The organism is Mesorhizobium sp. C089B (genome assembly GCF_030323125.1).
Taxonomy (GTDB): domain Bacteria; phylum Pseudomonadota; class Alphaproteobacteria; order Rhizobiales; family Rhizobiaceae; genus Mesorhizobium.
Genome location: NZ_CP100469.1, coordinates 3,555,923 through 3,578,423 on the forward strand (window position 1 = coordinate 3,555,923; position 22,501 = coordinate 3,578,423).

Annotated in this window: 27 protein-coding genes and 1 pseudogene; 15 read left to right on the plus strand and 13 right to left on the minus strand. The window is 63.6% G+C overall.

The features are described from left to right. Positions 1-8 precede the first annotated feature (8 nt). Entirely contained in the window at positions 9-1,517 is a 1,509-nt protein-coding gene (locus tag NLY44_RS17620) for a tripartite tricarboxylate transporter permease (RefSeq protein WP_023804623.1), read from the plus strand. Here NLY44_RS17620 and nth read toward each other — a convergent pair. Continuing rightward, positions 1,477-2,310, minus strand: coding sequence for an endonuclease III (gene nth, locus NLY44_RS17625; RefSeq protein WP_023683078.1), 834 nt, complete (start codon positions 2,308-2,310; stop codon positions 1,477-1,479). The two genes, NLY44_RS17620 and nth, sit on opposite strands and share 41 nt — an antisense overlap. A gap of 22 nt (positions 2,311-2,332) precedes the next feature. Between nth and NLY44_RS17630 the strand changes: the two genes are divergently transcribed. Then, positions 2,333-2,827: a DUF2244 domain-containing protein gene (locus tag NLY44_RS17630; protein ID WP_023699119.1), complete on the plus strand. Its 495-nt coding sequence runs from the start codon at positions 2,333-2,335 to the stop codon at positions 2,825-2,827. Between the two features lie 10 nt (positions 2,828-2,837). Here NLY44_RS17630 and NLY44_RS17635 read toward each other — a convergent pair whose 3' ends face one another. Next, positions 2,838-3,653 (minus strand): class I SAM-dependent methyltransferase, encoded by an 816-nt coding sequence (locus tag NLY44_RS17635; RefSeq protein ID WP_023804622.1) that lies wholly within the window; start codon positions 3,651-3,653, stop codon positions 2,838-2,840. Between the two features lie 115 nt (positions 3,654-3,768). On the opposite strand from NLY44_RS17635, the pseudogene NLY44_RS17640 reads away from it, so the two are divergent. The 6 genes and pseudogenes from NLY44_RS17640 (at position 3,769) to NLY44_RS17665 (ending at position 8,736) form a co-directional block, all read left to right on the plus strand. Then, a pseudogene (locus tag NLY44_RS17640) lies at positions 3,769-4,673 on the plus strand (methylated-DNA--[protein]-cysteine S-methyltransferase). A gap of 141 nt (positions 4,674-4,814) precedes the next feature. After that, complete coding sequence (locus NLY44_RS17645; protein ID WP_023704197.1) at positions 4,815-5,723, plus strand: ribokinase; 909 nt, start codon at positions 4,815-4,817, stop codon at positions 5,721-5,723. Next, the gene (locus NLY44_RS17650; RefSeq protein WP_031201317.1) at positions 5,720-7,180 is read left to right on the plus strand and encodes an amidase; all 1,461 of its coding nucleotides are present in this window, start codon (positions 5,720-5,722) and stop codon (positions 7,178-7,180) included. The genes NLY44_RS17645 and NLY44_RS17650 overlap by 4 nt, the downstream gene beginning before the upstream one ends. 97 nt (positions 7,181-7,277) lie before the next feature. Then, the gene (locus NLY44_RS17655) at positions 7,278-7,892 is read left to right on the plus strand and encodes a LysE family translocator (protein ID WP_023669737.1); all 615 of its coding nucleotides are present in this window, start codon (positions 7,278-7,280) and stop codon (positions 7,890-7,892) included. A 142-nt stretch (positions 7,893-8,034) separates the two neighbouring features. Beyond that, positions 8,035-8,307, plus strand: coding sequence for a hypothetical protein (locus tag NLY44_RS17660; RefSeq protein WP_023712342.1), 273 nt, complete (start codon positions 8,035-8,037; stop codon positions 8,305-8,307). An 87-nt stretch (positions 8,308-8,394) separates the two neighbouring features. Continuing rightward, positions 8,395-8,736, plus strand: coding sequence for a hypothetical protein (locus NLY44_RS17665; protein WP_023669739.1), 342 nt, complete (start codon positions 8,395-8,397; stop codon positions 8,734-8,736). Positions 8,737-8,797: 61 nt separating this feature from the next. Here NLY44_RS17665 and NLY44_RS17670 read toward each other — a convergent pair whose 3' ends face one another. Then, positions 8,798-9,739, minus strand: coding sequence for a nucleoside hydrolase (locus NLY44_RS17670; protein ID WP_023669740.1), 942 nt, complete (start codon positions 9,737-9,739; stop codon positions 8,798-8,800). Between the two features lie 144 nt (positions 9,740-9,883). Here NLY44_RS17670 and NLY44_RS17675 point away from each other — a divergent pair, with 144 nt between their 5' ends. Together NLY44_RS17675 and NLY44_RS17680 are read left to right on the plus strand one after the other, a co-directional pair. Then, complete coding sequence (locus tag NLY44_RS17675) at positions 9,884-10,309, plus strand: Hsp20 family protein (protein WP_023804620.1); 426 nt, start codon at positions 9,884-9,886, stop codon at positions 10,307-10,309. 64 nt (positions 10,310-10,373) lie between these two features. Further along, positions 10,374-10,631 carry a BQ00720 family protein gene (locus NLY44_RS17680; protein ID WP_023683072.1) on the plus strand — a complete coding sequence of 86 codons (258 nt, stop codon included), beginning with the start codon at positions 10,374-10,376 and terminating at the stop codon, positions 10,629-10,631. Positions 10,632-10,702: 71 nt separating this feature from the next. Here the strand turns inward: NLY44_RS17680 and ptsN are convergent, their stop codons facing one another. The 6 genes from ptsN to lptC form a co-directional block, all read right to left on the minus strand. Beyond that, a complete protein-coding gene (ptsN, locus tag NLY44_RS17685) occupies positions 10,703-11,167 on the minus strand; it encodes a PTS IIA-like nitrogen regulatory protein PtsN (protein ID WP_023669743.1) in 465 nt (154 codons plus the stop codon). Between the two features lie 108 nt (positions 11,168-11,275). Then, positions 11,276-11,860 carry a ribosome hibernation-promoting factor, HPF/YfiA family gene (gene hpf, locus NLY44_RS17690; RefSeq protein WP_023683071.1) on the minus strand — a complete coding sequence of 195 codons (585 nt, stop codon included), beginning with the start codon at positions 11,858-11,860 and terminating at the stop codon, positions 11,276-11,278. Positions 11,861-12,257: 397 nt separating this feature from the next. After that, entirely contained in the window at positions 12,258-13,784 is a 1,527-nt protein-coding gene (gene rpoN / locus NLY44_RS17695) for an RNA polymerase factor sigma-54 (RefSeq protein WP_023683070.1), read from the minus strand. 214 nt (positions 13,785-13,998) lie between these two features. After that, positions 13,999-14,817, minus strand: coding sequence for an LPS export ABC transporter ATP-binding protein (lptB, locus tag NLY44_RS17700; RefSeq protein WP_023669746.1), 819 nt, complete (start codon positions 14,815-14,817; stop codon positions 13,999-14,001). After that, positions 14,814-15,398 carry an LptA/OstA family protein gene (locus tag NLY44_RS17705; RefSeq protein WP_023804619.1) on the minus strand — a complete coding sequence of 195 codons (585 nt, stop codon included), beginning with the start codon at positions 15,396-15,398 and terminating at the stop codon, positions 14,814-14,816. Before NLY44_RS17705 ends, lptB begins: the two co-directional genes overlap by 4 nt. Further along, positions 15,385-16,098: an LPS export ABC transporter periplasmic protein LptC gene (gene lptC / locus NLY44_RS17710; protein WP_023669748.1), complete on the minus strand. Its 714-nt coding sequence runs from the start codon at positions 16,096-16,098 to the stop codon at positions 15,385-15,387. The genes NLY44_RS17705 and lptC overlap by 14 nt, the downstream gene beginning before the upstream one ends. 296 nt (positions 16,099-16,394) lie before the next feature. Here lptC and sppA point away from each other — a divergent pair, with 296 nt between their 5' ends. The 4 genes from sppA to lhpI all read left to right on the plus strand — a co-directional run bounded on the left by sppA (position 16,395) and on the right by lhpI (position 19,111). Continuing rightward, complete coding sequence (sppA, locus tag NLY44_RS17715; protein WP_023686570.1) at positions 16,395-17,351, plus strand: signal peptide peptidase SppA; 957 nt, start codon at positions 16,395-16,397, stop codon at positions 17,349-17,351. 80 nt (positions 17,352-17,431) lie between these two features. Continuing rightward, positions 17,432-17,716 (plus strand): integration host factor subunit beta, encoded by a 285-nt coding sequence (locus tag NLY44_RS17720; protein WP_006200394.1) that lies wholly within the window; start codon positions 17,432-17,434, stop codon positions 17,714-17,716. Positions 17,717-17,769: 53 nt separating this feature from the next. Continuing rightward, positions 17,770-18,114 carry a lipopolysaccharide assembly protein LapA domain-containing protein gene (locus NLY44_RS17725; RefSeq protein ID WP_023804618.1) on the plus strand — a complete coding sequence of 115 codons (345 nt, stop codon included), beginning with the start codon at positions 17,770-17,772 and terminating at the stop codon, positions 18,112-18,114. 31 nt (positions 18,115-18,145) lie between these two features. Beyond that, positions 18,146-19,111, plus strand: a complete 966-nt coding sequence (lhpI, locus tag NLY44_RS17730) for a bifunctional Delta(1)-pyrroline-2-carboxylate/Delta(1)-piperideine-2-carboxylate reductase (RefSeq protein ID WP_023804617.1) — start codon at positions 18,146-18,148, stop codon at positions 19,109-19,111. Here lhpI and NLY44_RS17735 read toward each other — a convergent pair. The 4 genes from NLY44_RS17735 to NLY44_RS17750 form a co-directional block, all read right to left on the minus strand. Beyond that, positions 19,101-19,523, minus strand: a complete 423-nt coding sequence (locus NLY44_RS17735) for a VOC family protein (protein WP_023714120.1) — start codon at positions 19,521-19,523, stop codon at positions 19,101-19,103. The two genes, lhpI and NLY44_RS17735, sit on opposite strands and share 11 nt — an antisense overlap. Positions 19,524-19,649: 126 nt before the next feature. Beyond that, positions 19,650-20,081, minus strand: coding sequence for an EVE domain-containing protein (locus NLY44_RS17740; RefSeq protein WP_023714121.1), 432 nt, complete (start codon positions 20,079-20,081; stop codon positions 19,650-19,652). Continuing rightward, positions 20,078-20,488, minus strand: a complete 411-nt coding sequence (locus NLY44_RS17745) for a VOC family protein (protein WP_023804616.1) — start codon at positions 20,486-20,488, stop codon at positions 20,078-20,080. The genes NLY44_RS17740 and NLY44_RS17745 overlap by 4 nt, the downstream gene beginning before the upstream one ends. 91 nt (positions 20,489-20,579) lie before the next feature. Further along, the gene (locus NLY44_RS17750; RefSeq protein WP_023804615.1) at positions 20,580-21,278 is read right to left on the minus strand and encodes a helix-turn-helix transcriptional regulator; all 699 of its coding nucleotides are present in this window, start codon (positions 21,276-21,278) and stop codon (positions 20,580-20,582) included. Positions 21,279-21,405: 127 nt separating this feature from the next. Here NLY44_RS17750 and NLY44_RS17755 point away from each other — a divergent pair, with 127 nt between their 5' ends. Then, the gene (locus NLY44_RS17755) at positions 21,406-22,488 is read left to right on the plus strand and encodes an RsmD family RNA methyltransferase (protein ID WP_023804614.1); all 1,083 of its coding nucleotides are present in this window, start codon (positions 21,406-21,408) and stop codon (positions 22,486-22,488) included. Positions 22,489-22,501: the final 13 nt, after the last annotated feature.

Here is a 22,501-nt window from a genome sequence, read left to right on the forward strand (position 1 = left end):
GCGCTGAGATGGACCTCCTCAGGAACCTCGAACTCGGCTTTTCGACGGCCACCACGCCGGCCAATCTGGGTTTTTGCCTCATCGGCGTTCTGCTCGGCACGCTGATCGGCGTCCTGCCCGGCATCGGCGCCACCGCAACCATCGCCATGCTGCTGCCGATCACCTTTCAGATCGGCGACCCGGTTTCGTCCCTCATCATGCTGGCCGGCATCTACTACGGCGCCCAGTATGGCGGTTCGACCACCGCCATTCTCATCAACATGCCCGGCGAATCCTCCTCGGCCGTGACCGCCATCGACGGCTACCAGATGGCCAGGAACGGTCGCGCCGGGGCGGCTCTGGCGATCGCCGCGATCGGCTCGTTCTGCGCCGGCACGGTGTCGACCTTTCTCGTCGCCGTCTTTGCCCCGCCGCTGACGGCAATAGCCCTGCAATTCGGCGCGGCCGAATATTTTTCGCTGATGATCGTCGGCCTCGTCTCGTCCATCGCGCTCGCCCACGGCTCGATCGTCAAGGCGCTGGCGATGGTCGTGCTCGGCCTGCTGCTCGGCATTGTCGGCACCGACATCTACACCGGCACGCCGCGCTTCACGCTCGGCATCCGCGAATATGCCGACGGGCTGAACTTCGTCGCGGTGGCGGTCGGCGTCTTCGGCGTTGCCGAGATCCTGCGCAATCTCGAAAACGAGCACGAGCGCTCGGTGATGATCAAAAAGGTCTCCGGCCTGATGCCGACCCGCGACGACTTCAAGGCGATGGCCGCGCCCATCGTGCGCGGCACGATCATCGGTTCGGCGCTCGGCATCCTGCCCGGCGGCGGCGCGGTGCTTGCGGCCTTTGCCTCCTACACGGTCGAAAAGCGCGTGTCGAAACACCCGGAGGAGTTCGGCAAGGGCGCCATCGCCGGCGTCGCCGGCCCGGAATCGGCCAACAATGCCGGCGCCCAGACCTCCTTCATTCCGATGCTGACGCTGGGCATTCCGGCCAATCCGGTCATGGCGCTGATGATCGGCGCCATGATCATCCAGGGCATCGTGCCCGGCCCCAATGTCGCGATCGAGCAGCCGGCGCTGTTCTGGGGCATCATCGCCTCGATGTGGATCGGCAATCTGATGCTGATCGTGCTGAACCTGCCGCTGATCGGGCTGTGGGTGAAGCTGCTGACGATCCCCTATTATGTGCTCTTCCCGATCATCATGGCGTTCTGCTCGATCGGCGTTTACAGCGTCAACACCAACGCCTTCGATCTCTACGCGGTCGCATTCTTCGGCCTGCTCGGCTACATCCTGACCAAGCTGCGCTGCGAACCCGCACCCCTGCTGCTCGGCTTCGTGCTTGGCCCGCTGCTCGAGGAAAACCTGCGCCGCGCCATGATCCTGTCGCGCGGCGACCCCTCGACCTTCGTGACGCGGCCGATCAGCGCCGGCCTGCTGCTCGTCGCACTGGCCGTGCTCGTCGTCGTCTTCCTGCCGTCGGTCAAGAAGAAGCGCGAAGAGGTGTTCGTGGAGGAAAGCTAGTTGTCGGGACGCCGGGCGCCGCGATTTCCACCAGCGGCGCCGGCACATCGGTCGTCTTCACTTCGGCCTTGCAGAGATCGGCGATGACGCAGGCCGGGCAATCGGGTTTGCGCGCCTTGCAGACATAGCGGCCATGCAGGATCAGCCAGTGATGCGCGTGGCGCATATACTCATCCGGAATGATCCGCAGCAGCCCTTGCTCGACCTGCTCCGGCGTCTTGCCTGGCGCCAGGCCGAGGCGGTTGCCGATGCGGAAAATATGGGTGTCGACCGCCATCGTGTGCTGGCCGAACGCCATGTTGAGCACGACATTGGCGGTCTTGCGCCCGACCCCCGGCAGCTTGACCAACTCATCGCGCTCGCTGGGCACCTCGCCGCCGTAATCGCGTATCAGCGCCTCCGAGAGCGCCACGACATTCTTGGCCTTGTTGCGCCAGAGTCCGATGGTGCGGATGTACTCGCCGACCCTGGCTCCGCCCAGCGCCAGCATCTTTTCAGGTGTGTCGGCGACCTTGAACAACGCCCGCGTCGCCTTGTTGACGCCGGCATCGGTCGCCTGCGCCGACAGCACCACGGCCACCAGCAGCGTGAAGGCGTTGACGTGCTCGAGCTCGCCCTTCGGCTCGGGCCGCTGCACCGAAAACCGCCGGAAGATCTCATGCACCTCGGCGGCGCTGTAGAGCGAACGGAGCCGCGCCGGCCGCGGTCGCGGCTTGGCATTCGAGCCGTCGCGCCGCCCGGGCGGCAGTTCACTTTTGGATAGGGAAAGATTTTTGGACTTGGGGCTGGCCATTTCCCTCCTATAATATCCTGGGATGAGCGACACAAACGCCTCGTTTCAGGCCGACGAGCCATTCTTCCAGGCGCTGCTGACACCGCACCGCTCGCTGGGCCGCACCGGCTTTGCCGTGCTGATGGGCGCGCTGCTGTTCGGCTGGGTGGTGACCGGGGCGTTTTTCCTGTCGCGCGGCGCTTGGCCGGTGTTCGGCTTCTTCGGCCTCGACGTCATCGCCGTCTACGTCGCCTTCCGCGCCAACTATCGCGCCGCCCGTGCCCGCGAGGAAGTGTCGGTGTCGCGCACCAGCCTCGACATCCGCAAGACGGCGCCCTCGGGCCGGTCGGAAGCGCATAGCTTCAACCCGTTCTGGGCGCGCTTTTCCGTCGCTCGCCATGCCGAGATCGGCATCACCAGGATGACGGTGGAAGCACAAGGACAGAATGTGCCGATCGGGTCATTCCTGGACCCTGACTCCCGCGAGAGTTTTGCCACTGCATTTTCACGTGCTCTGACAAAAGCCAGGACGCATTAGAGCCGGCGCGTCAGAACCGGTAGCGTAAAATCCTGCCGACCTTGCGCAATGCGGGAATGTGTCTCCAGAGCCCGATGAACAGTTTTGCGGACCAGCTCATATGCGCTGTGCGTTCCGCGCTGTAGGCCGAGATATCGTCGACAAAGCGCAGCTTCGGAACGGCACGCTCCAGTACCTGCGGGTCGTCGATCGCCCAGTGAACCTCGGCGCCCGTCGCCCTGATGGTCGGATTGAGGCGCAGCATCTTCAGGCCGAAGTGGCTGTAGGCGTCGAACATCAGCTCGCCGCCGGCAAGATGCGCGACAAGGCGTGACAGCAGCCGTGGCCCCTCCTCTACCGGGAGATAAGGCGTCAACCCCTCCATCACCACGACGGCCGGACGATTGCTCGGCACTTCTGCCAGCCAGTCTGGGTCGGTTACCGAAGAGCCGACGAGGTGGTAGTGGTCCCGGGACGGGTAAAGCTTGCGCCGGAGCGCGATGACATCCGGAAAATCGACATCGAACCACTCCACGCCTTCGGGTGGATCGACACGGAAAATGCGCGTATCGAGCCCGCAGCCGAGATGCAGCACGATGGCGCCGGGATTTTTGGCGATGAAGTCCTGAACGCGGACATCATACGTCTTGGCCCGGATCGCCAGGCCGATGCCGAGATTGGTGTCGACCTTGAGGCGCGAGAAATCATAGTCGATCTTGCGCACGGCCTCGTCGGCGAAGCGATCCCCGAGCAGCGAATGCGGCAGCCGGCTTTCCAGTGCCTTGCCATAAAGCGTCATCAGCAAGGTCTCCCTTGCTCCGCTCAGATTCACCCTTTCGCCGGCCATTGGCATCTCCCGGGGCGCAATCCAGTATTTATCTGGGAACAGGCGGCAACAAGGCAAGTTTCGGGTGGTTGCAAGGGGCGGAAAGACCGACATTCGCGGTCAAGGAGATATTGCCATGAACGCCCAGATGACCATGAATACGCAGATGAAACCGACAGCGATCCTGCAGCACGACATCACCCCCGAGGGCAGCGACTACGAGGTCGTGCGCCGCGCCATCGAGAAGATCAGCCTCGACTATCGCGACCAGCCCTCGCTGGAAGCCCTGGCAGCCGATGTCGGCGAGACACCCACGGGCCTGCAAAAACTGTTCACCCGCTGGGCCGGCCTGTCGCCAAAAGCCTTCCTGCAGGCGGTCACCCTCGACCATGCCCGCAAACTGCTCGATTCCGGCATGCCGCTCCTCGAAACATCGTTCGAACTCGGCATGTCCGGCCCGGCCGGCTGCACGATTTGTTCGTCACCCACGAGGCGATGTCGCCGGGCGACTACAAGACGCGCGGCGCCGGCCTGACCATCCGCTACGGCTACCACATCTCGCCCTTCGGCATCGCCCTGATCATGGTCACCGACCGTGGCCTTGCGGGGCTCGCCTTCAACGATCCGGGCGGCGAGCGGGCGGCTTTCGCCGACATGTCGGGCCGCTGGCCGAACGCCACCTATGTCGAGGACATGAGCGCCACCCAGCCCTATGCGGCGCGCATCTTCGATCCGACATTGTGGCGCGCCGACCAGCCGCTGCGCGTGGTGATGATCGGCTCCGACTTCCAGCTGCGCGTCTGGGACGCGCTGCTCAGGATCCCGATGGGCAAGGCCTGCACTTATTCCTCGATCGCCTCCAGGATCGGCGCGCCAAACGCCAGCCGGGCGGTGGGGGCGGCGGTCGGCGCCAACCCATTGTCCTTCGTCGTCCCTTGCCATCGGGCGCTGGGCAAGTCCGGCGCACTCACCGGCTACCACTGGGGCCTGACCCGCAAACGCGCCATCCTCGGTTGGGAAGCGGGCCAGACCGCGTCCTGAAGCTGCCCGCATCAAACAACACCGGCGAAATCCCTTCGCCGGTGTTTTTCTTTTTGCGAGCTCCCGGCGCAAAACATCCGCACGCTCTGGCAAGCCGCCGGCTTACAGGTTAGCTTCCCGCGCATTCCGCAGGAGGCTTTCTTGATCATCGTTGTCGGCTCGATCAACCTCGACCTTATCGCCAATGTCGACCGCCTGCCTTCGCCGGGCGAGACGGTCCGCGGCTCCGGCTTCACCACCGCGCCCGGCGGCAAGGGCGCCAACCAGGCGCTGGCTGCGGCGCGCGCCGGCGCCAAGGTGCGCATGGTCGGCGCCGTCGGCAAGGACAATTTCGCAACCGAAGCCCTGGCTTTGCTCGTGGCCGGCAAGGTCGATCTCTCCGGCGTCGGCCAGAGCTTCGCCTCCACCGGCACGGCGCTGATCCTCGTCGGCGCCGATGGCGAGAATGTCATTGCCGTGGTGCCGGGCGCCAATGATTCGGTGCTGCCCGGCGATCTCGCCAAGGCTTTCCTTGCGAAGGGCGACGTCGTCCTGCTGCAGCACGAGATCCCGCTGCAGACCGTCGATGCAGCGCTTGACGCCGCACGCGCCGCCGGCGCCGTCACCGTGCTCAACACCGCGCCGTTCCGTAGCGAGGCGGCAGCGTTGCTCGGCAAGGCCGACTACGCCGTCGCCAACGAAACCGAATTCGACCTTTACGGCGAGGCGCTGTCGCTGAAAGGCCGCGACCGCCCGGCGCGCATGCGCGACTTCGCCGGCAAAACCGGCCGCACCATCGTCGTCACGCTCGGCGGCGACGGCGTGCTGGCGGCGACCCCGGAGGATTTCCTGACCGTGCCGGCGCTGAAAATCACGCCGGTCGACACGGTCGGGGCTGGCGATACTTTTTGCGGTTATCTCGCTGCCGGGCTGGCGTCCAACCTGCCGCTGGAGCAGGCTCTCACCCGCGCCGCAGCCGCCGGCTCACTCGCCTGCCTGAAGCCCGGCGCCCAGCCGGCCATCCCGCTGGCCGCGGATGTGGACACCGCCCTGCGCAACAACGCCGGATGACTGCCCTGCGCCCTACAACGAAGCACGCCGTGCCCCCCGCCGGCGACATCTGCCGGATGTCCGCTGTCGACCTGGCCGAGGCGATCCGGCTGCGCCGCCTGTCCGTGCGCGAGTTGGTCGCCGCATTCCTCGACCGCATCGACGCGGTAAACCCGCTGGTCAACGCCATCGTCTCGTTGCGCGAGCGCTCCGACATCCTGCGCGAGGCCGACGCGGCGGACGCGCATCTAGCGCAAGGCGGGCCGGCCGGCTCGCTGTTTGGCCTGCCGATGGCGATAAAAGACCTCGCCATGACGCGCGGCTTGAGGACCAGTTTCGGCTCGCCGATCTTTGCCGATTTCGTGCCGCAGGAGGACGATTTCTTCGTCGAGCGCATCCGCAAGGCCGGCGCCATCATCATCGGCAAGACCAATGTTCCCGAATTCGGGCTGGGATCCAACACCTACAACAACGTGTTCGGCCCGACGCTGAACGCCTTCGATCCGGCGCTCACCGCAGGCGGGTCGAGCGGCGGCGCTGCGGTCGCCCTTGCACTCGACATGGTTCCGGTCGCCGACGGCAGCGATTTCGGCGGCTCGCTGCGCAATCCGGCGGCGTGGAACAATGTCTATGGCTTCCGCCCGTCGCAGGGCCTTGTCCCCGGAGGGCCGGACCTGGAAGTCTTTCATGCTCAGATGGGCATAGACGGGCCGATGGGCCGCAGCATCAGCGACATGGCGCTGCTGCTCGACGTGCAGGCGGGCTACCATCCGCATGCGCCCTTGTCCTGGGAAAAGCCTGGTTCATTCCTCGAAGGGCTGGCAACGCCGGCAAGCGGCGGCCGCGTCGGCTGGCTCGGTGATCTCGGCGGTCACCTGCCGGTAGAGCCTGGCATCCTCGATCTGTGCGAGGCCGCACTCGGCCGCTTCGCGGAGGCATCCTTCCTGACCGAGCCCTTGCTGCCGGATTTCGATTTCGAGGCACTGTGGCAAGCCTTCGTGACGCTGCGGCAGGCGAGCAGCGGCTCGGCGCTGAAAGTCCATTATGACGACCCGCACAAGCGCGCCCTGCTGAAGCCGGAAGCCGTCTGGGAGGTGGAGAACGCCATGCGGCTGACGGCGCCGCAGATCCGCGCGGCCTCGGTCATCCGCACCTCCTGGCACCGGACGCTGCTGTCGCTGTTCGAGCACTTCGATCTCATCGCGCTGCCGACGGCGCAGGTCTTTCCTTTCGAAGTCGGCACGCATTGGCCAAGTGAGGTCGCCGGACGGACGATGGACAGCTACCATCGCTGGATGCAGGTTTCGGCCTTCGCCACGCTCGGCGGCTGTCCGGCGCTCAACGTGCCCGTCGGCTTCGACGACAAAGGCCGCCCCTTGGGCATGCAGCTGATCGGCCGGCCGCGCGGCGACCTCGCCGCGCTCAGGGCCGGAGCGGCCTATGAGGCGACCCTGCCTTGGCAGGTGGGGGCGTCCTGACGCGAGGGGCGGCACGGTCTGCGACCGGCTTGCACCAGCCCCGCCGCCATGCATTGATTGCAGCCAGCCGCCTAAGCGCATCCTCGAGGAAATCCCCATGTCGCTGGAACTCTACGCCGCCTATGTCCTTGCCTGCATCGTCATCATCCTGGTGCCCGGTCCGACTGTCACGCTGATCATCGCCAACAGCATCCGCCATGGCTACCGCGCCGGCCTTGCCAATGTCGCCGGCACGCAGGCTGGGCTCGCCGTGATGATCGCCATTGTCGGCATCGGCCTCAACACGCTGATATCGGGCATGGGCCACTGGTTCGAATGGGTACGCCTGATCGGCGCCGCCTATCTGATCTGGATGGGGGTGCAGATGTTCCGTTCCAAGGGCGCGCTGAATGCCGACGGCACCGCGAGAAAGCCGCGCGGCGGCTTCTTCCTGCAGGGCCTGCTCGTGGCGCTGAGCAACCCCAAGACCCTGGTGTTCTTCGGCGCCTTCTTCCCGCAATTCATCGCCCCGCAGGGCAATTACACCCTGCAGATCGTCGTCATGGGCCTTACCGCCATGATCTTTGCCGCCGTCTCGGACTCGACCTACGCGCTCGCCGCCAGCCGCGCCGGCCGCCTGCTCTCGGCCAGCCGCATCAAGCTGATGTCCAGGATCAGCGGCAGCTTTCTGGTCGGCGGCGGCCTGTGGCTGGCGTTTTCCAAGGCGAAGTGACGACCGCCAACGGTCGTTCCCAACGGAGCCGGTACGTGAAGGCTGATTGAAAGTCAGTCTTCACGCCACCACATGAATCGGCGTGGGGGGATTCACGTCGATGTCATGGACTTACGCTGGCATAAAAAGGGACGCGCCCGGCGTGATCCTGATCGTCGTCCTGTTTGCGGTGATGGTTCCTTCGGCTCTCTACAAATGGACGAATGATGCGAGCCCCATCCGGTCGGTCGAGCCAATCGACGCAACGGTCAAAAGTACCCATTCAGACAACGGCCGCACGCTTTATCTGGTTGCACTCGAAACCGGTTCGTCCATTCTTGTCGAAGACGACCTCCCGCATCTGATCGGCGCGCCGGCAAGATTGGAGCGCGTCACGCGCGAGAATGGATCGACCTTCTACAGGTTCGCAAATTGAACTACCGCCGGTCACGATACCAATGAAACGCAGCGTCCTTGCTGTCAGGTGATACGCATTGGCCAAGGCTCGGCATCCCTTGCCTGGATGACCCTGCAGGAGAACCTCAGGGGCATCCTCATCACCATCCTCGTCGTGGGCGTTTGCGCCCTTGCAATTGGCATCCCGATTGCGAGGCAAAGCAGCCCCATCGTCAATGTCGAACGCCTGACCGGTACAGTGGTCAACGTTCTCAACGCTCCTGCAAGTCCCGAGGTCGCGATCGGCAGCGGGTTCCGTTACTTGTATGGAATTCGCCTCGATGAAAATGACGGCCTGGTGTTTGCATATGACAACACGACAGTGCCGAGAGCCATTGGCTCCAAGGTTTCGATCGAGCGGCAGCGTCGCCGCAACGATACCGAAACATACCGCCTGCTTCGCGAATAAGTGCACAGGTATCGCCCAGAAGCGCTAAGCCCCTGGGCGAACGATCTGTATCAAGGCAGGCTTAAAGCCGAGCCAACCGCTCCACCAGCAGCGCAAAGAACGCGTCATGGTCGATGTCGCGCATCACCATGGCGTTCTTCGGCCGCTTGGTCACGCCCCACCAGTCGATCACGGTCATGCCCATGGTGAGTTCGGAGGCGGTTTCGACGGTGACGTTGCAGTTGCGGCCCTTGAACAGCTCCGGCTTCAACAGATAGGCGATGACGCAGGGGTCGTGCAGCGGGCCGCCATCGGTGCCGTATTTCTCCTCGTCGAAGCGCTCGAAGAACTCCAGCATCTCGGCCGTCGCGGTGCCGACCCGGGTGCCGAGCTGGCGGATGGCCTGCGTGCGCTTGGCCGTGGTCAGCGCCTTGTGGGTAACGTCGAGCGGCATCATGACGATCGGAATGCCGGATTTGAACACCAGGTCGGCGGCTTGCGGATCGACATAGATGTTGAATTCTGCGGTCGGCGTGACATTGCCGCCTTCGAAGAAACCGCCGCCCATCAGTACGATTTCCTTGATGCGCGGCGCGATCTTCGGCTCACGGATCAGCGCCAGCGCGACATTGGTGAGCGGGCCGAGCGCGCACAGCGTGATCGTGCCGGCCTCTTCCTTCATCAGCGTCTCGACGATGAAGTCGACCGCATACTGGCCCTGCAGCTTCATCTTCGGATCGGGCAGTTGCGGGCCGTTGAGGCCGGTCTTGCCATGCACTTCCTCGGCGGTGACCAGCTCGCGCGCCAACGGGCGGATGGCGCCTGCATAGACCTTGATGTCGGGCCGGCCGGCCAGTTCGCAGATTTTCCTGGCGTTCTTTTCGGTCAATTTCAGCGGCACGTTGCCGGCAACAGCAGAGATGCCGACGATCTCCAGCTCGGCGCTGCCGAGCGCCAGCAATATGGCGACGGCATCGTCCTGGCCGGGATCCGTGTCGATGATGATCTTGCGGGTCTGGGGCATTTCATTTCCTTATGCGGGGGAGTCTTTTTGGCGGGGGTGTTCGGCGGCTTGAACTTGGCCGCGGCGCGGACCATATCAAGACCATCGGGAAAAATGCCATCCGGGTTTTTCCAGTTTATGTCGCTCCAAAGAGGACAGTGTAACATGCGCCGAATGACGCCCTTCTCCAGCCCGCTTCTCCTTGGTTTCGATGCCATGGAAAAGACCCTGGAACGACTGGCGAAATCCGGTGACAGTTATCCTCCCTACAACATCGAGCGCCTCAGCGGTGCTGACGGCAAGGCCGAAAGGCTGCGCATTACGCTGGCTGTCGCGGGTTTCGCCGAAAGCGATCTCGATGTCACCACGGAGGAAAACCAGTTGGTCGTGCGCGGCCGTCAAACCGACGACACCGAGCGCGAATTCCTCCATCGCGGCATCGCCGCGCGCCAATTCCAGCGCTGTTTCGTGCTGGCCGACGGCATGCGGGTGATCGCAGCGGAACTGAAGAACGGCCTTTTGTCGATCGATCTCGATCGGCCGGATACCGAACGGCTGGTACGGAAAATAAATATATCGGTGAAAGACTGATCTTTACCGATGGCTCTCATGCGGGATGGCCTTGAGCGGCGTCCTCGCGCCAAGGAGGCTTGAAATGACCAGAACTGACGAAACCATCACCATGACCAGCGGCGAATTCGCCCATCTCGGCGAAGGCTCGGTCGCTTATCTCCGGAAGGTCTCGAGCGACGAGCTGCTCGGGCGCTTCCCCAACCTCGGCGAAATAGCGCCTGGTATGGTCCTGTGGGCCCTGTTTGCCGCCAACGGCCAGCCGATCCTGCTTTCGGATGCGAAAGACCGGGCTTTGGCCGGCGCCATGGAAAACGACCTGACCACTGTCGCCATTCACTAAGGCGACTGCTGGCGGTTGAAATGGAGAGGGCCGCCTTCGGCGGCCCCTGGAAGACTTAATTCCAAAGAACTTCAGGCGGCGTGCGAGGCTTGCGTGTCCGACAGCAGAGCGTGGATGGCGACCGCGTCGCGCGTGCCCCTGATCTTGGCCACCGTGTCGGCGTCGCGCAAAACCCTGGCGATGCGCGACAGTGCCTTGAGGTGATCGGCGCCGGCGCCTTCCGGGGCCAGCAGCAAGAACACCAGATCGACCGGCTGGTCATCCAGGGCCTCGAAATCGACCGGCGTCTCCAGCCGGGCAAAGACGCCGGCGATGCGCTTCACCCCGGCGAGCTTGCCGTGCGGAATGGCGATGCCGTTGCCGACGCCGGTGGAGCCCAGCCGTTCGCGCTGCAGGATGGTGTCGAACACTTCGCGCTCCGGAATGCCGGAAATCGCCGCCGCTCTCTCGGACAGCAACTGCAAAAGCTGCTTTTTGGAGTTCGCCTTCAACGCCGGCAAGATCGCCGGAACGTTGAGAAGATCGCTCAGATCCATGTTTGAAATCCCTTATTCGCCTGCCGTCGCCAGTCCTCGCCCCTCGCGCGGCTGGCTATTATCCCTGTGCGACCATTGTCGTCACCTGTGCGACCATTGTCGTTGTCGTCACGCCTGTGCGACTTTGGTCGTCGACGGGTCGATCCAGCCGATATTTCCGTCCGGCCGCCGATAGACGATGTTGAGGTGGTCGTTTCCGGCGTTGCGGAATACGAAAACCGGGCTGTCCTTGGTGTCGAGTTCGATAACCGCCGACGCCACCGACATGGTCTGCAGCGTCATGGTTGATTCGGCGACGATGGCCGGGGCGTAGTCCTCCGGAATGTCCTCATCATCATCGGTCAGCGGCGCCATCACCGTATAGGCGATGTCGGTGATTTCACCATTTCCAGTGCCTGAATTGTGCGATTTCAGACGGCGTTTGTAGCGCCGCAGCCTGGTTTCGAGGCGGTCCGCGGCCGCCTCGAAGGCAAGTGTCGGATCCTGGGAATCGCCGGTTGCCTGCAGCGAAGCGCCGGAATCCAGCCTGATCATGCAATCGGCCGAGTAACGCGACCCCGATTTGATGACCGTGACGTGCCCTGAAAAACCGCGATCGAAATATTTTCCAATCGCCTCGCCGACACGATCGGTAATGCGCGTACGCAACGCATCGCCGATATCCATGTGTTTACCCGATATGCGCAATTTCATCTGAAAACTGACCTTCCTTGCTCAGGCTTCAAACTGGCCAGAGTTTATACTCGTGATCCGTGCGCACAAGCTTTGCGGCGTCAACTCGCGCCGATTTTAGATCCGAACTTTCCGGTTGATCACAATCCGCCTTCTTGGCCGTCCCGTGGCCTTCATCGTGACGGACCATCCGCATGCGGGCCGCGAGCCCGTCTCATGCGGGCGGGCTTCTAGACACTTCATTGCAGCTTGTCAATTAATGCATGTCGCCCAGAAGTGCGCTGCGGTTCTGGGACAACGACATGCATCAAAACAAAGACTTAAAGCGCGTCGTATGAATCCGTTTCAGCGCGATGCGCTTTAAGGTCGGAAAGTTGTGGAATCCAGCCATAGCAAAAGCCTTGCCGGGCAAGCAGACCTAGCGCCCCGCGCTCGCCAGAGCGCGCTTTTCACGCCGCCGCTGCACCGACGAGGGAATATTCATACCCTCCCGGTACTTGGCCACCGTGCGCCGGGCAATATCGACGCCGCTTTCCTTCAACATATCGACGATTGCGTCATCGGACAGCACATCGGCGGGCTTTTCCTCGTCGATCAGCTGCTTGATGCGGTCGCGCACCGCTTCCGAGGAATGCGCATCACCGCCGCCCGACGCCGCGATCGAAGCCGTGAAGAAATAACGCAGCTCGAACACGCCACGCGGCGTCAGCATGTATTTGTTGGCCGTCACCCGGCTGACGGTCGATTCATGCATGCCGATGGCATCGGCCACCGTGCGCAGGTTGAGCGGCCTGAGCTGACGCACGCCATGGACGAGAAAAGCGTCCTGCTGGCGCACGATTTCCGACGCCACTTTCAGGATCGTCTTTGCCCGCTGGTCGAGACTGCGCGTCAGCCAGTTGGCATTCTGCAGGCACTCGGCCAGGAAATCCTTCTCCGCCTGATTCTTCGCATGCGGCGAGACCTGGGCGAAATAGATGTGATCGACAAGCACGCGCGGCAGCGTCTCGGCATTGAGCTCGACCGTCCAGCTGCCGTCATTGGCGGCGCGGACTTCGACATCGGCGACGATGGCGTCGCTGGCGCCGCCCGAAAACGCCATGCCCGGGCGCGGGTCGAGCGCGCGGATTTCGGCCAGCATGTCGAGGAGATCCTCCTCGTCGACCCCGCAAAGCCGCTTCAGCGTCTGGAAATCGCGCCGCGCCAACAGTTCTAGGTTGCCGATCAGCGTCTTCATCGCCGGATCGAGACGATCGCGCATGGCAAGCTGCAGCGACAGGCATTCGGCAAGGTCGCGCGCAAACAGGCCGACCGGCTCGAATGTGTGGCAGGCTGCCAGCACATTGGCCACCATCGCCTGATCGGCGCCGAGCCGTTTGGCGATCTCGGCGGGATCGGCGCGCAGGTAGCCGGCCTCGTCCAGGCCGTCGGCCAGTTCGGCTGCGATCAGCCTTGCGGCCGGATCGGCAAAGGCAAGCGCGATCTGCTCGCCAACATGCTGGCGCAGCGTGATCGCCGCGGCTGCCATGTCGCCGACGTCGAAGCCTTCGGAAGAACCGGACGAACTATTGCCGGTGGCCGACTTCCACTGCGCCGTCAGGTCCGGGCCGAGCCGCTCGCTGGTGCCGGGATCGTCGGGGAACAGATTTTCCAGCGAGCTGTCGAGCTTGTCGGAGATCGCTTCGGCGCTCCACGCCGTCTCGTTTTCGAACCAGTCGCCATCGGCGGCAGGCTCAGGAGCGGCATCGCCCTTCTGCACCTGGTCGCTTGCGGCGTCATCCTGGGGCTCGGCGCGCTCCAGCAGCGGATTGCGCTCGATCTCGTCGTCGATGAAGTGGTCGAGCTCGACATGGGTGAGCTGCAACAGCCTGATCGACTGCATCAGCTGCGGCGTCATCACCAGCGACTGGGATTGTCGTAGCTGTAGTTTCGCCGCCAACGCCATGGTTCGGTTTCAAACGCCCTTCTGCACCCGGAAGCCTACACATCAGAAGCTGCCGGAAAATGAATTTTTCCGACCTTCCATAGAAACTGGCCCGGCTTTTGCTTGTCAAGGCGAACGATGGCAAAAGGCCCCTACCGAAGCATTATCTCACGCAAAATCGGAGAAAAAAGCCCGGCGGGGCGGCAAAAATCACGTCAGGAAACAAATTTCACGCTCAGAGCGTGAAACCTTCGCCGAGGTAGAGCCGGCGCACATCGGGGTTCGCCACCACCTCGTCGGCACGGCCATGAGTCAGCACCTGGCCGGCATGGATGATGTAGGCGCGGTCGATGAGGCCGAGCGTTTCGCGCACATTGTGGTCGGTAATCAGCACGCCGATGCCGCGCGCCGTTAGATGACGAACCAGCTGCTGGATGTCGGCGACGGCAATCGGGTCGATGCCGGCGAACGGCTCGTCGAGCAGCATGTAGGCCGGGCGCGTCGCCAAAGCTCGGGCGATCTCAAGACGCCGCCGCTCGCCACCCGACAGCGACATGGACGGCGACTTCCGCAGGTGGCTGATGTGAAATTCCTCGAGCAGTTCGTCGAGATTGCGCTCGCGCACCTTGCGGTCCTTCTCAACCACTTCGAGCACGGCGCGGATGTTCTGCTCGACATTCAGGCCGCGGAAGATCGAGGCTTCCTGCGGCAAATAGCCGATGCCGAGGCGGGCGCGGCGGTACATCGGCATCGAGGTGACGTCGAAACCGTCGATCTCGATCGTGCCCTCATCGACCGGCACCAAGCCGGTGACCATGTAGAAACAGGTGGTCTTGCCGGCGCCGTTTGGCCCGAGCAGCCCGACAGCCTCGCCGGCGCGCACGCCGATGGTGACACCGCTGACCACCTTGCGGCCCTTGTAGCTCTTGGTCAGACCCTTGGCGATCAGGGTGCCCTTGAACTTCGAGGAATCAACGGTGACTGTGGCCGGTGCTGCAAGTTTACTGGCCGCCCGTCCCGGAAGGCGGGTCAGCAGCGAAGACACGCCAGTCATTCGGGCTTCGGGGCCTCGGATTTCGGTGGCGGCGTCATCGACATGATGACGCGCCCGCCGCAGCCATCGACCTGAGCAAGGCCGCTTTTCATCTGCACGGTGAGCTTGCAGCCCTTGAGGACGTTGGGTCCTTGGGACAAGACGACCTCCTTGCCCGACAGAACTAGCACCTGCGTCTTCATGTCGAACGTGGCGTTGTCGCCGGTGGCGATCTGGTCATTCGACTTGATGTAGACTTTGTTCTTGACCACCAGATGGTCGATATTGGCCGAACCGGTCATCGCCGAAGCGGCGGCGGCAGCACCTTTGGCGGCGTTGGGGTCCTTGACGTAGTAGACCTCCATGCTGCCGGCCTTGAGCAGCGTTGGCCCTTGCGTGACGGTGACGTTGCCGCTGAACAGCGCCATGCTGTCGGCCTGGCGGACCTCAAGTTTGTCGCTCTCGATCTGGATCGGCTGGTCGCCCGACAGTTTGAGCCCGGACTGGCTGCTGGCGCTGGACTGAGCCCAGGACGGCGCCATACCCAGCAACAGCAAGGCCGAAGCTGCGGCGACAAGCCGTGCCGAATTACTGGGACGCATTCGTTTCTCCGCTCTTTGCCTCTGCCGCCTTCATAGTGGCCGGATCGATGTGAACGCTTACCTTGTTCTCGAAAACGATGACCTTGCCATTGTCTTCGACCGACATTGAACCCGCGGTGATCCGCGAGCCGTTACGGCTGACATCGACCGCATCACCTGTCTTCATAGAGCCTTTGCCCATATCGAGGAAGACCGATTTGAAGATGGCAGCGACGCCGTCGGTGGTGGTGACGGTAACGTCGCTGGTCATGTCCATCGTGTTGGCGTTTCTGTTGTAGATCCCGCGCTTGGCGTCGACGGTCGCCACATTGTCGGCCGTCAGCGGCAATTTGGCATGGATGCCTTCGAGTTCGATGATGTCCTGCTTGCCGACATCCTGGATGGCGCGCAAGGCCGTCAGCGAATAGGGCAGCTTGTCCTTGGTGAAGCCGTTGAGCTTCGGATTGGCCATCACCAGCTTGCCATCCGCGAAAGCGGTGCCGTCTGCCTGTATCGAAATGTTGATCGGCGCCGCCAGATAGGAATAGACCGGAAACGCAACCGCGATCCCGGCGGCAAGCACCGGCACGGCAAACTTAAGCACGCGCACGCGGCGCGAGTGGCGCTGGGCGCGGTCGAAGGCGTCGCCGCGCGTGCCCGCTGGCGCCGTGGGCGCCAAGGCCGCATCGGCATTGGTCGGTTCGTTCGATCGCGCAAGCATGACTGACTTCTAATAAACCCTTGTCCGCCAAAACACCTGCTATAGGTGGGTTGCCGGCCCCCGCAAGCAAGCACAAGCGGAGGAAAACCGCAAAAATGTGACGGCCGCTGTTTTACAGACGGAACTCAGGCGACACAAATTTCGTCGCTTCATAGCAGAAACGAACGCGCCGCGTCATTTTTTCCTGAAATGCCTCCGTCGTGAAGGTCGCTTCGTCGCAGGCTCTTGAGGAAGAGGTAGCCGGGCGCGGACGCTTGCTTTAAAAGCATCGCTTCCCACCGACTGTGAGGCAGACCATGGCACTGAGAGCCGACGACCTGATCGACCGCCGCCGTTTGCGGCGCAAGCTGACCTTCTGGCGCGGCGCCGCCATTGCCATCGTGGCCCTTGGGGTGATTGCGCTTGCAAGCTGGTTCTATGGGGGCGACCTCGGCGGTTCTTCCGTCGACCACATCGCCAAGGTCAGGATCGAAGGCACCATCACCGAGGACGAGGAACTGATCAAGCGGCTGGAAACCATCCGCACATCCCCGCAGGTCAAGGGCGTCATCCTGGCGATCGATTCGCCCGGCGGCACCACGGTCGGCGGCGAATCGATCTACGAGGAGGTGCGCAAGCTTGCCGCCGACAAGCCGGTGGTGGCCGAGGTCGGCACGCTGGCCGCATCGGCCGGCTACATGATCGCCAGTGCCAGCGACCATATCGTTGCCCGCAAGACGTCGATCGTCGGCTCGATCGGTGTGCTCATCCAGTATCCCGATGTCAGCGGTCTGATGGACAAGGTCGGCATCAAGCTCGAGGAAGTGAAATCCTCGCCGCTGAAGGCATCGCCCTCGCCCTTCAAGCCGACCAATGAAGACGAGCGAGCCATGGTCCGCAAGCTCATCCTCGACAGCTATGACTGGTTCGTCGGCATCGTCGCCGAGCGCCGCAAAATGACCCGCGATCAGGCACTGGCCCTTGCCGACGGCTCGATCTTCACCGGCCGCCAGGGCCTTGCCAACGGTCTGATCGACGCTGTCGGCGGCGAGAGCGTGGCGATCGACTGGCTGGCGACCAAGGGTGTCGACGCCAAGCTCAAGGTGGTGGAATGGAAGGACACCGAGCGGCGTGGCGGCTTCCTGTTCTCGAAAGCAATAGCGCGCAGCGTCGGCAGCGCGCTCGGCCTGTCGGAGGCCGGCAGCGACGTGCTTCACGAAATTGGCGCGGATCGCTTGTTTCTTGACGGTCTCGTTTCCGTCTGGCACCCTTGATCTGCCGGTTGGGGCGAGTAAAAAAGCAAATAAAATCATCCTGATAATTTGACCGCAGCGCTTTCACGGGGACCTTTCTGATGATCAAATCCGAGCTTGTGCAGATCATTGCCACGCGCAACCCGCATCTTTTCCTGCGCGACGTCGAAAACATCGTGGGAGCGATCTTCGACGAGATCACCGATGCCCTGGCGGAAGGCAATCGGGTCGAGTTGCGTGGCTTCGGCGCTTTTTCGGTGAAAAATCGCCCTGCCCGCACCGGCCGCAACCCGCGCACCGGCGAATCCGTCGAGGTCGAGGAGAAGTGGGTGCCGTTCTTCAAGACCGGCAAGGAATTGCGTGAAAGGCTGAATGGCGGCAAGTAGGCGCGGACCAACGCGCCGGCGTTATCAAGGCCTGCCTTCTCCAGGGAATTTCTATGTTGAACCGCTTCATACTTATCGTGGTCTTCGTGCCGCTCGCCGTCATCCTGATTGCGCTGGCCGTCGCCAACCGCGAGCTGGTCGCCTTCACGCTCGACCCGTTCAACCCCGGCAATCCGAAACTGACGCTGACCTTGCCGCTGTTCATCTTCCTGTTCGTGGCGCTCGCCATCGGCATGGTCGTCGGCAGCCTGGCGACCTGGGTCAAGCAGGGCCGCTACCGCAAGCTGGCGCGCCAGCGCGGCGTCGAGGCCGAGAATTTGCGCCAGGCGGTCAGCCGGGTACCCGCCGCACCGCAAGGCTCGGGCCGGGGGCCGGCGCTGCCGAAGCCAACGGCCTGAAGCCGGCGCTTTTATCTTCGCGGAGTTTTGCATGCTGACCATTTCGGCCGACGCTGTCGACCAGGCGCTGACCTTTCCCGGGCTGGTCGAGACATTGCGCGCGGCCTTCCGCGAGGGTGCTGTGCAACCCGTCCGCCATCATCACGGGGTCGAGCGGCCCGACGGTGCCACATCCACGCTGCTTTTGATGCCGGCGTGGACCGACTTCCATGCGGCCGGCACGTCGGTCGGGGGTCATATCGGCGTCAAGATCGTCACCGTATCGCCCGACAACAACGCCATCGGCAAACCGGCGGTAATGGGGCTCTACCTCCTGCTCAACGGCGCCACCGGCGAGCCCGAAGCGCTGATCGACGGCCAACGGCTGACACAGTGGCGCACCGCTTGCGCCTCGGCGGTGGCGGCCTCCTATCTCGCCCGCGAGGACGCATCGCGGCTTCTGGTGGTCGGCGCCGGCGCGCTGTCGCCGTTCCTCGCCAAGGCGCACTCCGCGGTGCGGCCGATTAAGACCATCCGCATCTGGAACCGCACGCCCATCAATGCCGAAAAGGTCGCGTCCGATTTGCGCGCGGACGGTTTCAACGCCGAGGCGGCAAGCGATCTCGACGCCGAACTCGCCGAGGCCGACATCGTCTCATCGGCGACGATCACGACGACGCCGCTGGTCAAGGGTGCGCTGCTCAAGCCGGGCGCGCATGTCGATCTGGTCGGCGGCTTCACGCCGACCATGCGCGAGAGCGACGACGACGCGATCGCGCGCGCCCGCGTCTATGTCGACACCCGCGCCGGCGCCACCAAGGAAGCCGGCGACATCGTCCAGCCGCTCGCCTCCGGCGTGCTGAAGCCGGAAGCCATCGTCGCCGATCTGCATGAGCTGGCGCGCGGGGAAAAACAGGGCCGGCAGAGCCCCACTGAGGTCACGCTGTTCAAGTCGGTCGGCGCCGCGCTTGAGGACCTTGCCGCCGGCATTGCCGTCTACAACGCGCTCAAGCAGTAGCGTCTGCGCCGGTTCTGCGATCGAACTTCCGGATCGCTTCCGCGCTGACCGGGGTGAAGAAGTTCACCAGATTGCCATCGGGATCGCGCAGCAGCAGCGACCGGTTACCCCATGGCATCGTCGTCGGCGTCTGTACGAAATCGCCGATGATTTTCGCCAGCCTGCTGTACTCAGCATCAACATCGGCGACGCGAAACTCGATGATCGCTGAGCGATTGGCGGCCGGCTGCGCCACATCAGTTCCGAACAGGGCCAGCGTGCGGGTGCTGCCGATCGCCAGTGTGCAGGACGGCGTTGCCAGTTCGGCGAAATCGTCTGTGAACCAGGTTGCGGTAAGCCCGGTGATCGTGTCGTAGAATGCCACCAAGGGCTTGATCTGATCGGTAATGATGCGGATCGAGACGAAGTCCATCTTATTCTCCTGGGGCAAGCGCGACGCTATCTGAAGACAATCGCTTGTCGCACAAGGCTAAGGCTGCTGACAACTTGCTGTCAGCAGCCTTGTCACGGTGCCTTGCCGATCCGGCGGCTGGATGCTTCAGCCTGCCTTCATGGCAGCGCCCATCGCCTCGGCGATCAGCGCGAAATCATGCGCCGTAATTTCGAACAGCCCAAAGCGCAGTTGATAACCCCAGTTCGATTTGCCCGCGGTGAAGTCGAGCTGCTCGAGCAGCGGCTTGATCGGCGCTTCCTCGGCCTTGGCCCATTCGACATCCCTGCGGAACGGCGTGAAGCCACCGCCCATGTCGCCCTGGTAAGGCTCGCCTTCTCGCACGGTGCCGATTGCCGTGAAGGCCTGCAGGCCGTCCTTCTCGCGCAGAATTGTGGTCGGCGAGTAGTAGATGATGCCGTCGCCGGGCTTGATGCGGCGCAAAGGTGCCGCCTTGCCGTGGTTGACCTGCATGAAGCCGGCCTCGCGGCCGCGCCGGACATGTTCGGCGGAAGCGACCGCGATCCAGTGCGCACTCATTTCTGTTCTCCATTGGCCTGTTCCCCATTGGCCTGTTCTCCGTCGTTCAGCCAGTAGACGCGCAGCCGGTGCTTGTCGGGATCGAGCGCAACGAAGGTGCGGCCGAAGTCCATGTCGGTCGGCGTCTGCAGGATGGTCAAGCCGCGTCCTGCCCAGTCCGTGTAGGCGGCGTCCACCGCATCAGGCCGGTCCAACGCGAAGACGAGCTCCGCACCGCCGCCCGCGGCCGCGGGCGGCGGCTCCACCGTGTGGCGCGACCACAGGCCGAGCTTGAACCCATTGTCGAGCACGAACAGCACGAAGGTCGGCGACGTCTCCACCGGCTGGTGTCCCAGCAGCGCACCGTAGAAGGCGCCGCTCCGCTCGGGGCTGTCGACATAAAGGATGACGAAATTGGGGGTGTTCATGTCTGCTCTCCAGGGTTTCGATTGGAGGAGCATAGGTGACCCCACTGTCAGATTCTGGCAGCAGCGTCTTGTGGGCGCGTGGAAAGGAGCATTAAGCGCCAGGCTGGCGCTTCGGTGCGTCCAGCGTCGCGCGCCATTCCTTCAGCAGCGCCTGCCGACGACGCGGATAGCGGATATCCGTGGTGTTGAGCCCCGACATCCGGTCGGAGCGAAAATGTCTGAAATCCTGCCGCGTCTCGCACCAGGCCACCACCACCCGCACCTTGTCGAAAAAGCCGAGCGCGAATGGCCAGATCAAGCGCTCGGAGGCGGCGCCGCCGGCGTCGCGGTAAAGAAAGCCGAGTTTTCTCTCGTTGCGGATCGCCTGGCGCACCAGACCAAGGTCGATGCTTTCGACAGCATCGCCGTGCGGCCCGACCAAAAGCGCGGTCGCATCGAGGTCCTCGCGCAGATCGTCCGGCAGCACAGCGGCGATCTTGGCCAGCGCGTCGGTGGCGGCGGCCGACAGCCGCGTGTCCGGTTGTCTGGCAACCCAACGCGACCCCAGAACGATGGCCTCGATCTCCTCGTCGGTGAACATCAGCGGCGGCAGCATGAAGCCGGGTTTCAGCACATATCCCAGCCCAGCCTCGCCCTCGATCGGCGCGCCTTGCCCCTGCAGCGTGGCAATGTCGCGGTAGAGCGTTCGGATCGAAACGTCCATCTCGCCGGCAAGAGTGCGACCGCTCACCGGCCGGCGATGCCGGCGCAGGATCTGGATCAAGTCGAGCAGGCGTTCGGAACGGGACATGATTCCAGATTTGCCTGTTTCCTCAGCGAGGTCCACCACCTCAGACATTCGCACGCTGGACCATTTTGTTTGCGCAGCCGGTGACCCTATGTCAAAAGCGGCCTGCCGCCTCCGGAGACGCTCCTGCTTGAAGTCCTTTCGCGACAAACGCCGCGACAACCGTCCGCCCTCAAAGGGCAGGACCGAACACGCGCGGCCGCAGCCGGGCACCGTACCAGTCCGACCCGAAGCCAGACAGCCACGCCGCGAAACAAAACCGGACGACCGGTCTGATCCGAAGCCCGCCCCCCGTATCCTGGCGCGTCGCGAAGGCGTCCTGCCCACTGAGCGCCTGCCGGTGATCCTCGAAGTTGCGCCCAATCAGGATTATGCACTGCTCGACAGCGGCGCCGGCGAAAAGCTCGAACAATACGGCCCCTACCGCATCGTGCGGCCCGAGGGACAGGCGATCTGGCAAAAGGCCTTGCCCGCCAGGGACTGGGACCGCGCCGACGCCATCTTCACCGGCGACACCGACGAGGAAGGCATCGGCCGCTGGCGGTTCCCGAAGGTAGCGATGGGCGAGACCTGGCCGATGAAGCATGACGGCATCGACTATCTCGGCCGCTTCACCTCGTTTCGCCATGTCGGCGTCTTCCCCGAGCAGGCTTCGCACTGGGACCATATGGCCAGCCTGATCGCGGCGGCCAACCGCCCGGTCAAGGTGCTGAACCTGTTCGGCTATACCGGGCTCGCGTCTCTCGTAGCCGCCCGCGCCGGTGCCGAGGTCACCCATGTCGATGCCTCCAAGAAGGCGATCGGCTGGGCGCGCGAAAACCAGGAAATGGCCGGTCTCGGCAGCAAGCCGATCCGCTGGATCGTCGACGATGCTGTGAAATTCGCCGAGCGCGAAGAGCGCCGCGGCAGCCGCTACGACATCATCCTGTTCGACCCGCCCGCCTATGGCCGCGGCCCCAAGGGCGAGGTCTGGCAGTTGTTCGAGGACCTGCCGGGCCTGACCGATCTTTGCCGCGCGATCCTGACGCCGAAACCGCTCACCGTGGTGCTGACCGCCTATTCCATCCGCGCCTCCTTCTTCGCCATCCATGCCTTGATGCGCGACACCTTTGCCGGCATGGGCGGCACCGTTGAATCAGGCGAACTGATCATCCGCGAGCAATCCGCCGGCCGGGCGCTGTCGACATCGCTGTTTTCGCGCTGGGTGGCCTGAATGCCCGGGAGAC

Bases quoted from the DNA above. Each gene is read 5' to 3' on its own strand.
- NLY44_RS17635 (WP_023804622.1), bottom strand. From the start codon at position 3,653: ATGGCCGGCGAAAGGGTGAATCTGAGCGGAGCAAGGGAGACCTTGCTG.
- NLY44_RS17675 (WP_023804620.1), top strand. From the start codon at position 9,884: ATGCGCCGAATGACGCCCTTCTCCAGCCCGCTTCTCCTTGGTTTCGAT.
- NLY44_RS17745 (WP_023804616.1), bottom strand. From the start codon at position 20,488: ATGAACACCCCCAATTTCGTCATCCTTTATGTCGACAGCCCCGAGCGG.
- NLY44_RS17630 (WP_023699119.1), top strand. From the start codon at position 2,333: ATGAGCGACACAAACGCCTCGTTTCAGGCCGACGAGCCATTCTTCCAG.
- NLY44_RS17740 (WP_023714121.1), bottom strand. From the start codon at position 20,081: ATGAGTGCGCACTGGATCGCGGTCGCTTCCGCCGAACATGTCCGGCGC.
- NLY44_RS17670 (WP_023669740.1), bottom strand. From the start codon at position 9,739: ATGCCCCAGACCCGCAAGATCATCATCGACACGGATCCCGGCCAGGAC.
- NLY44_RS17750 (WP_023804615.1), bottom strand. From the start codon at position 21,278: ATGTCCCGTTCCGAACGCCTGCTCGACTTGATCCAGATCCTGCGCCGG.
- NLY44_RS17655 (WP_023669737.1), top strand. From the start codon at position 7,278: ATGTCGCTGGAACTCTACGCCGCCTATGTCCTTGCCTGCATCGTCATC.
- NLY44_RS17705 (WP_023804619.1), bottom strand. From the start codon at position 15,398: ATGCGTCCCAGTAATTCGGCACGGCTTGTCGCCGCAGCTTCGGCCTTG.
- hpf (WP_023683071.1), bottom strand. From the start codon at position 11,860: ATGAAATTGCGCATATCGGGTAAACACATGGATATCGGCGATGCGTTG.
- nth (WP_023683078.1), bottom strand. From the start codon at position 2,310: ATGGCCAGCCCCAAGTCCAAAAATCTTTCCCTATCCAAAAGTGAACTG.
- lhpI (WP_023804617.1), top strand. From the start codon at position 18,146: ATGCTGACCATTTCGGCCGACGCTGTCGACCAGGCGCTGACCTTTCCC.
- NLY44_RS17735 (WP_023714120.1), bottom strand. From the start codon at position 19,523: ATGGACTTCGTCTCGATCCGCATCATTACCGATCAGATCAAGCCCTTG.
- NLY44_RS17650 (WP_031201317.1), top strand. From the start codon at position 5,720: ATGACTGCCCTGCGCCCTACAACGAAGCACGCCGTGCCCCCCGCCGGC.
- sppA (WP_023686570.1), top strand. From the start codon at position 16,395: ATGGCACTGAGAGCCGACGACCTGATCGACCGCCGCCGTTTGCGGCGC.
- NLY44_RS17725 (WP_023804618.1), top strand. From the start codon at position 17,770: ATGTTGAACCGCTTCATACTTATCGTGGTCTTCGTGCCGCTCGCCGTC.
- rpoN (WP_023683070.1), bottom strand. From the start codon at position 13,784: ATGGCGTTGGCGGCGAAACTACAGCTACGACAATCCCAGTCGCTGGTG.
- NLY44_RS17720 (WP_006200394.1), top strand. From the start codon at position 17,432: ATGATCAAATCCGAGCTTGTGCAGATCATTGCCACGCGCAACCCGCAT.
- NLY44_RS17680 (WP_023683072.1), top strand. From the start codon at position 10,374: ATGACCAGAACTGACGAAACCATCACCATGACCAGCGGCGAATTCGCC.
- lptC (WP_023669748.1), bottom strand. From the start codon at position 16,098: ATGCTTGCGCGATCGAACGAACCGACCAATGCCGATGCGGCCTTGGCG.
- ptsN (WP_023669743.1), bottom strand. From the start codon at position 11,167: ATGGATCTGAGCGATCTTCTCAACGTTCCGGCGATCTTGCCGGCGTTG.
- NLY44_RS17665 (WP_023669739.1), top strand. From the start codon at position 8,395: ATGACCCTGCAGGAGAACCTCAGGGGCATCCTCATCACCATCCTCGTC.
- NLY44_RS17620 (WP_023804623.1), top strand. From the start codon at position 9: ATGGACCTCCTCAGGAACCTCGAACTCGGCTTTTCGACGGCCACCACG.
- lptB (WP_023669746.1), bottom strand. From the start codon at position 14,817: ATGACTGGCGTGTCTTCGCTGCTGACCCGCCTTCCGGGACGGGCGGCC.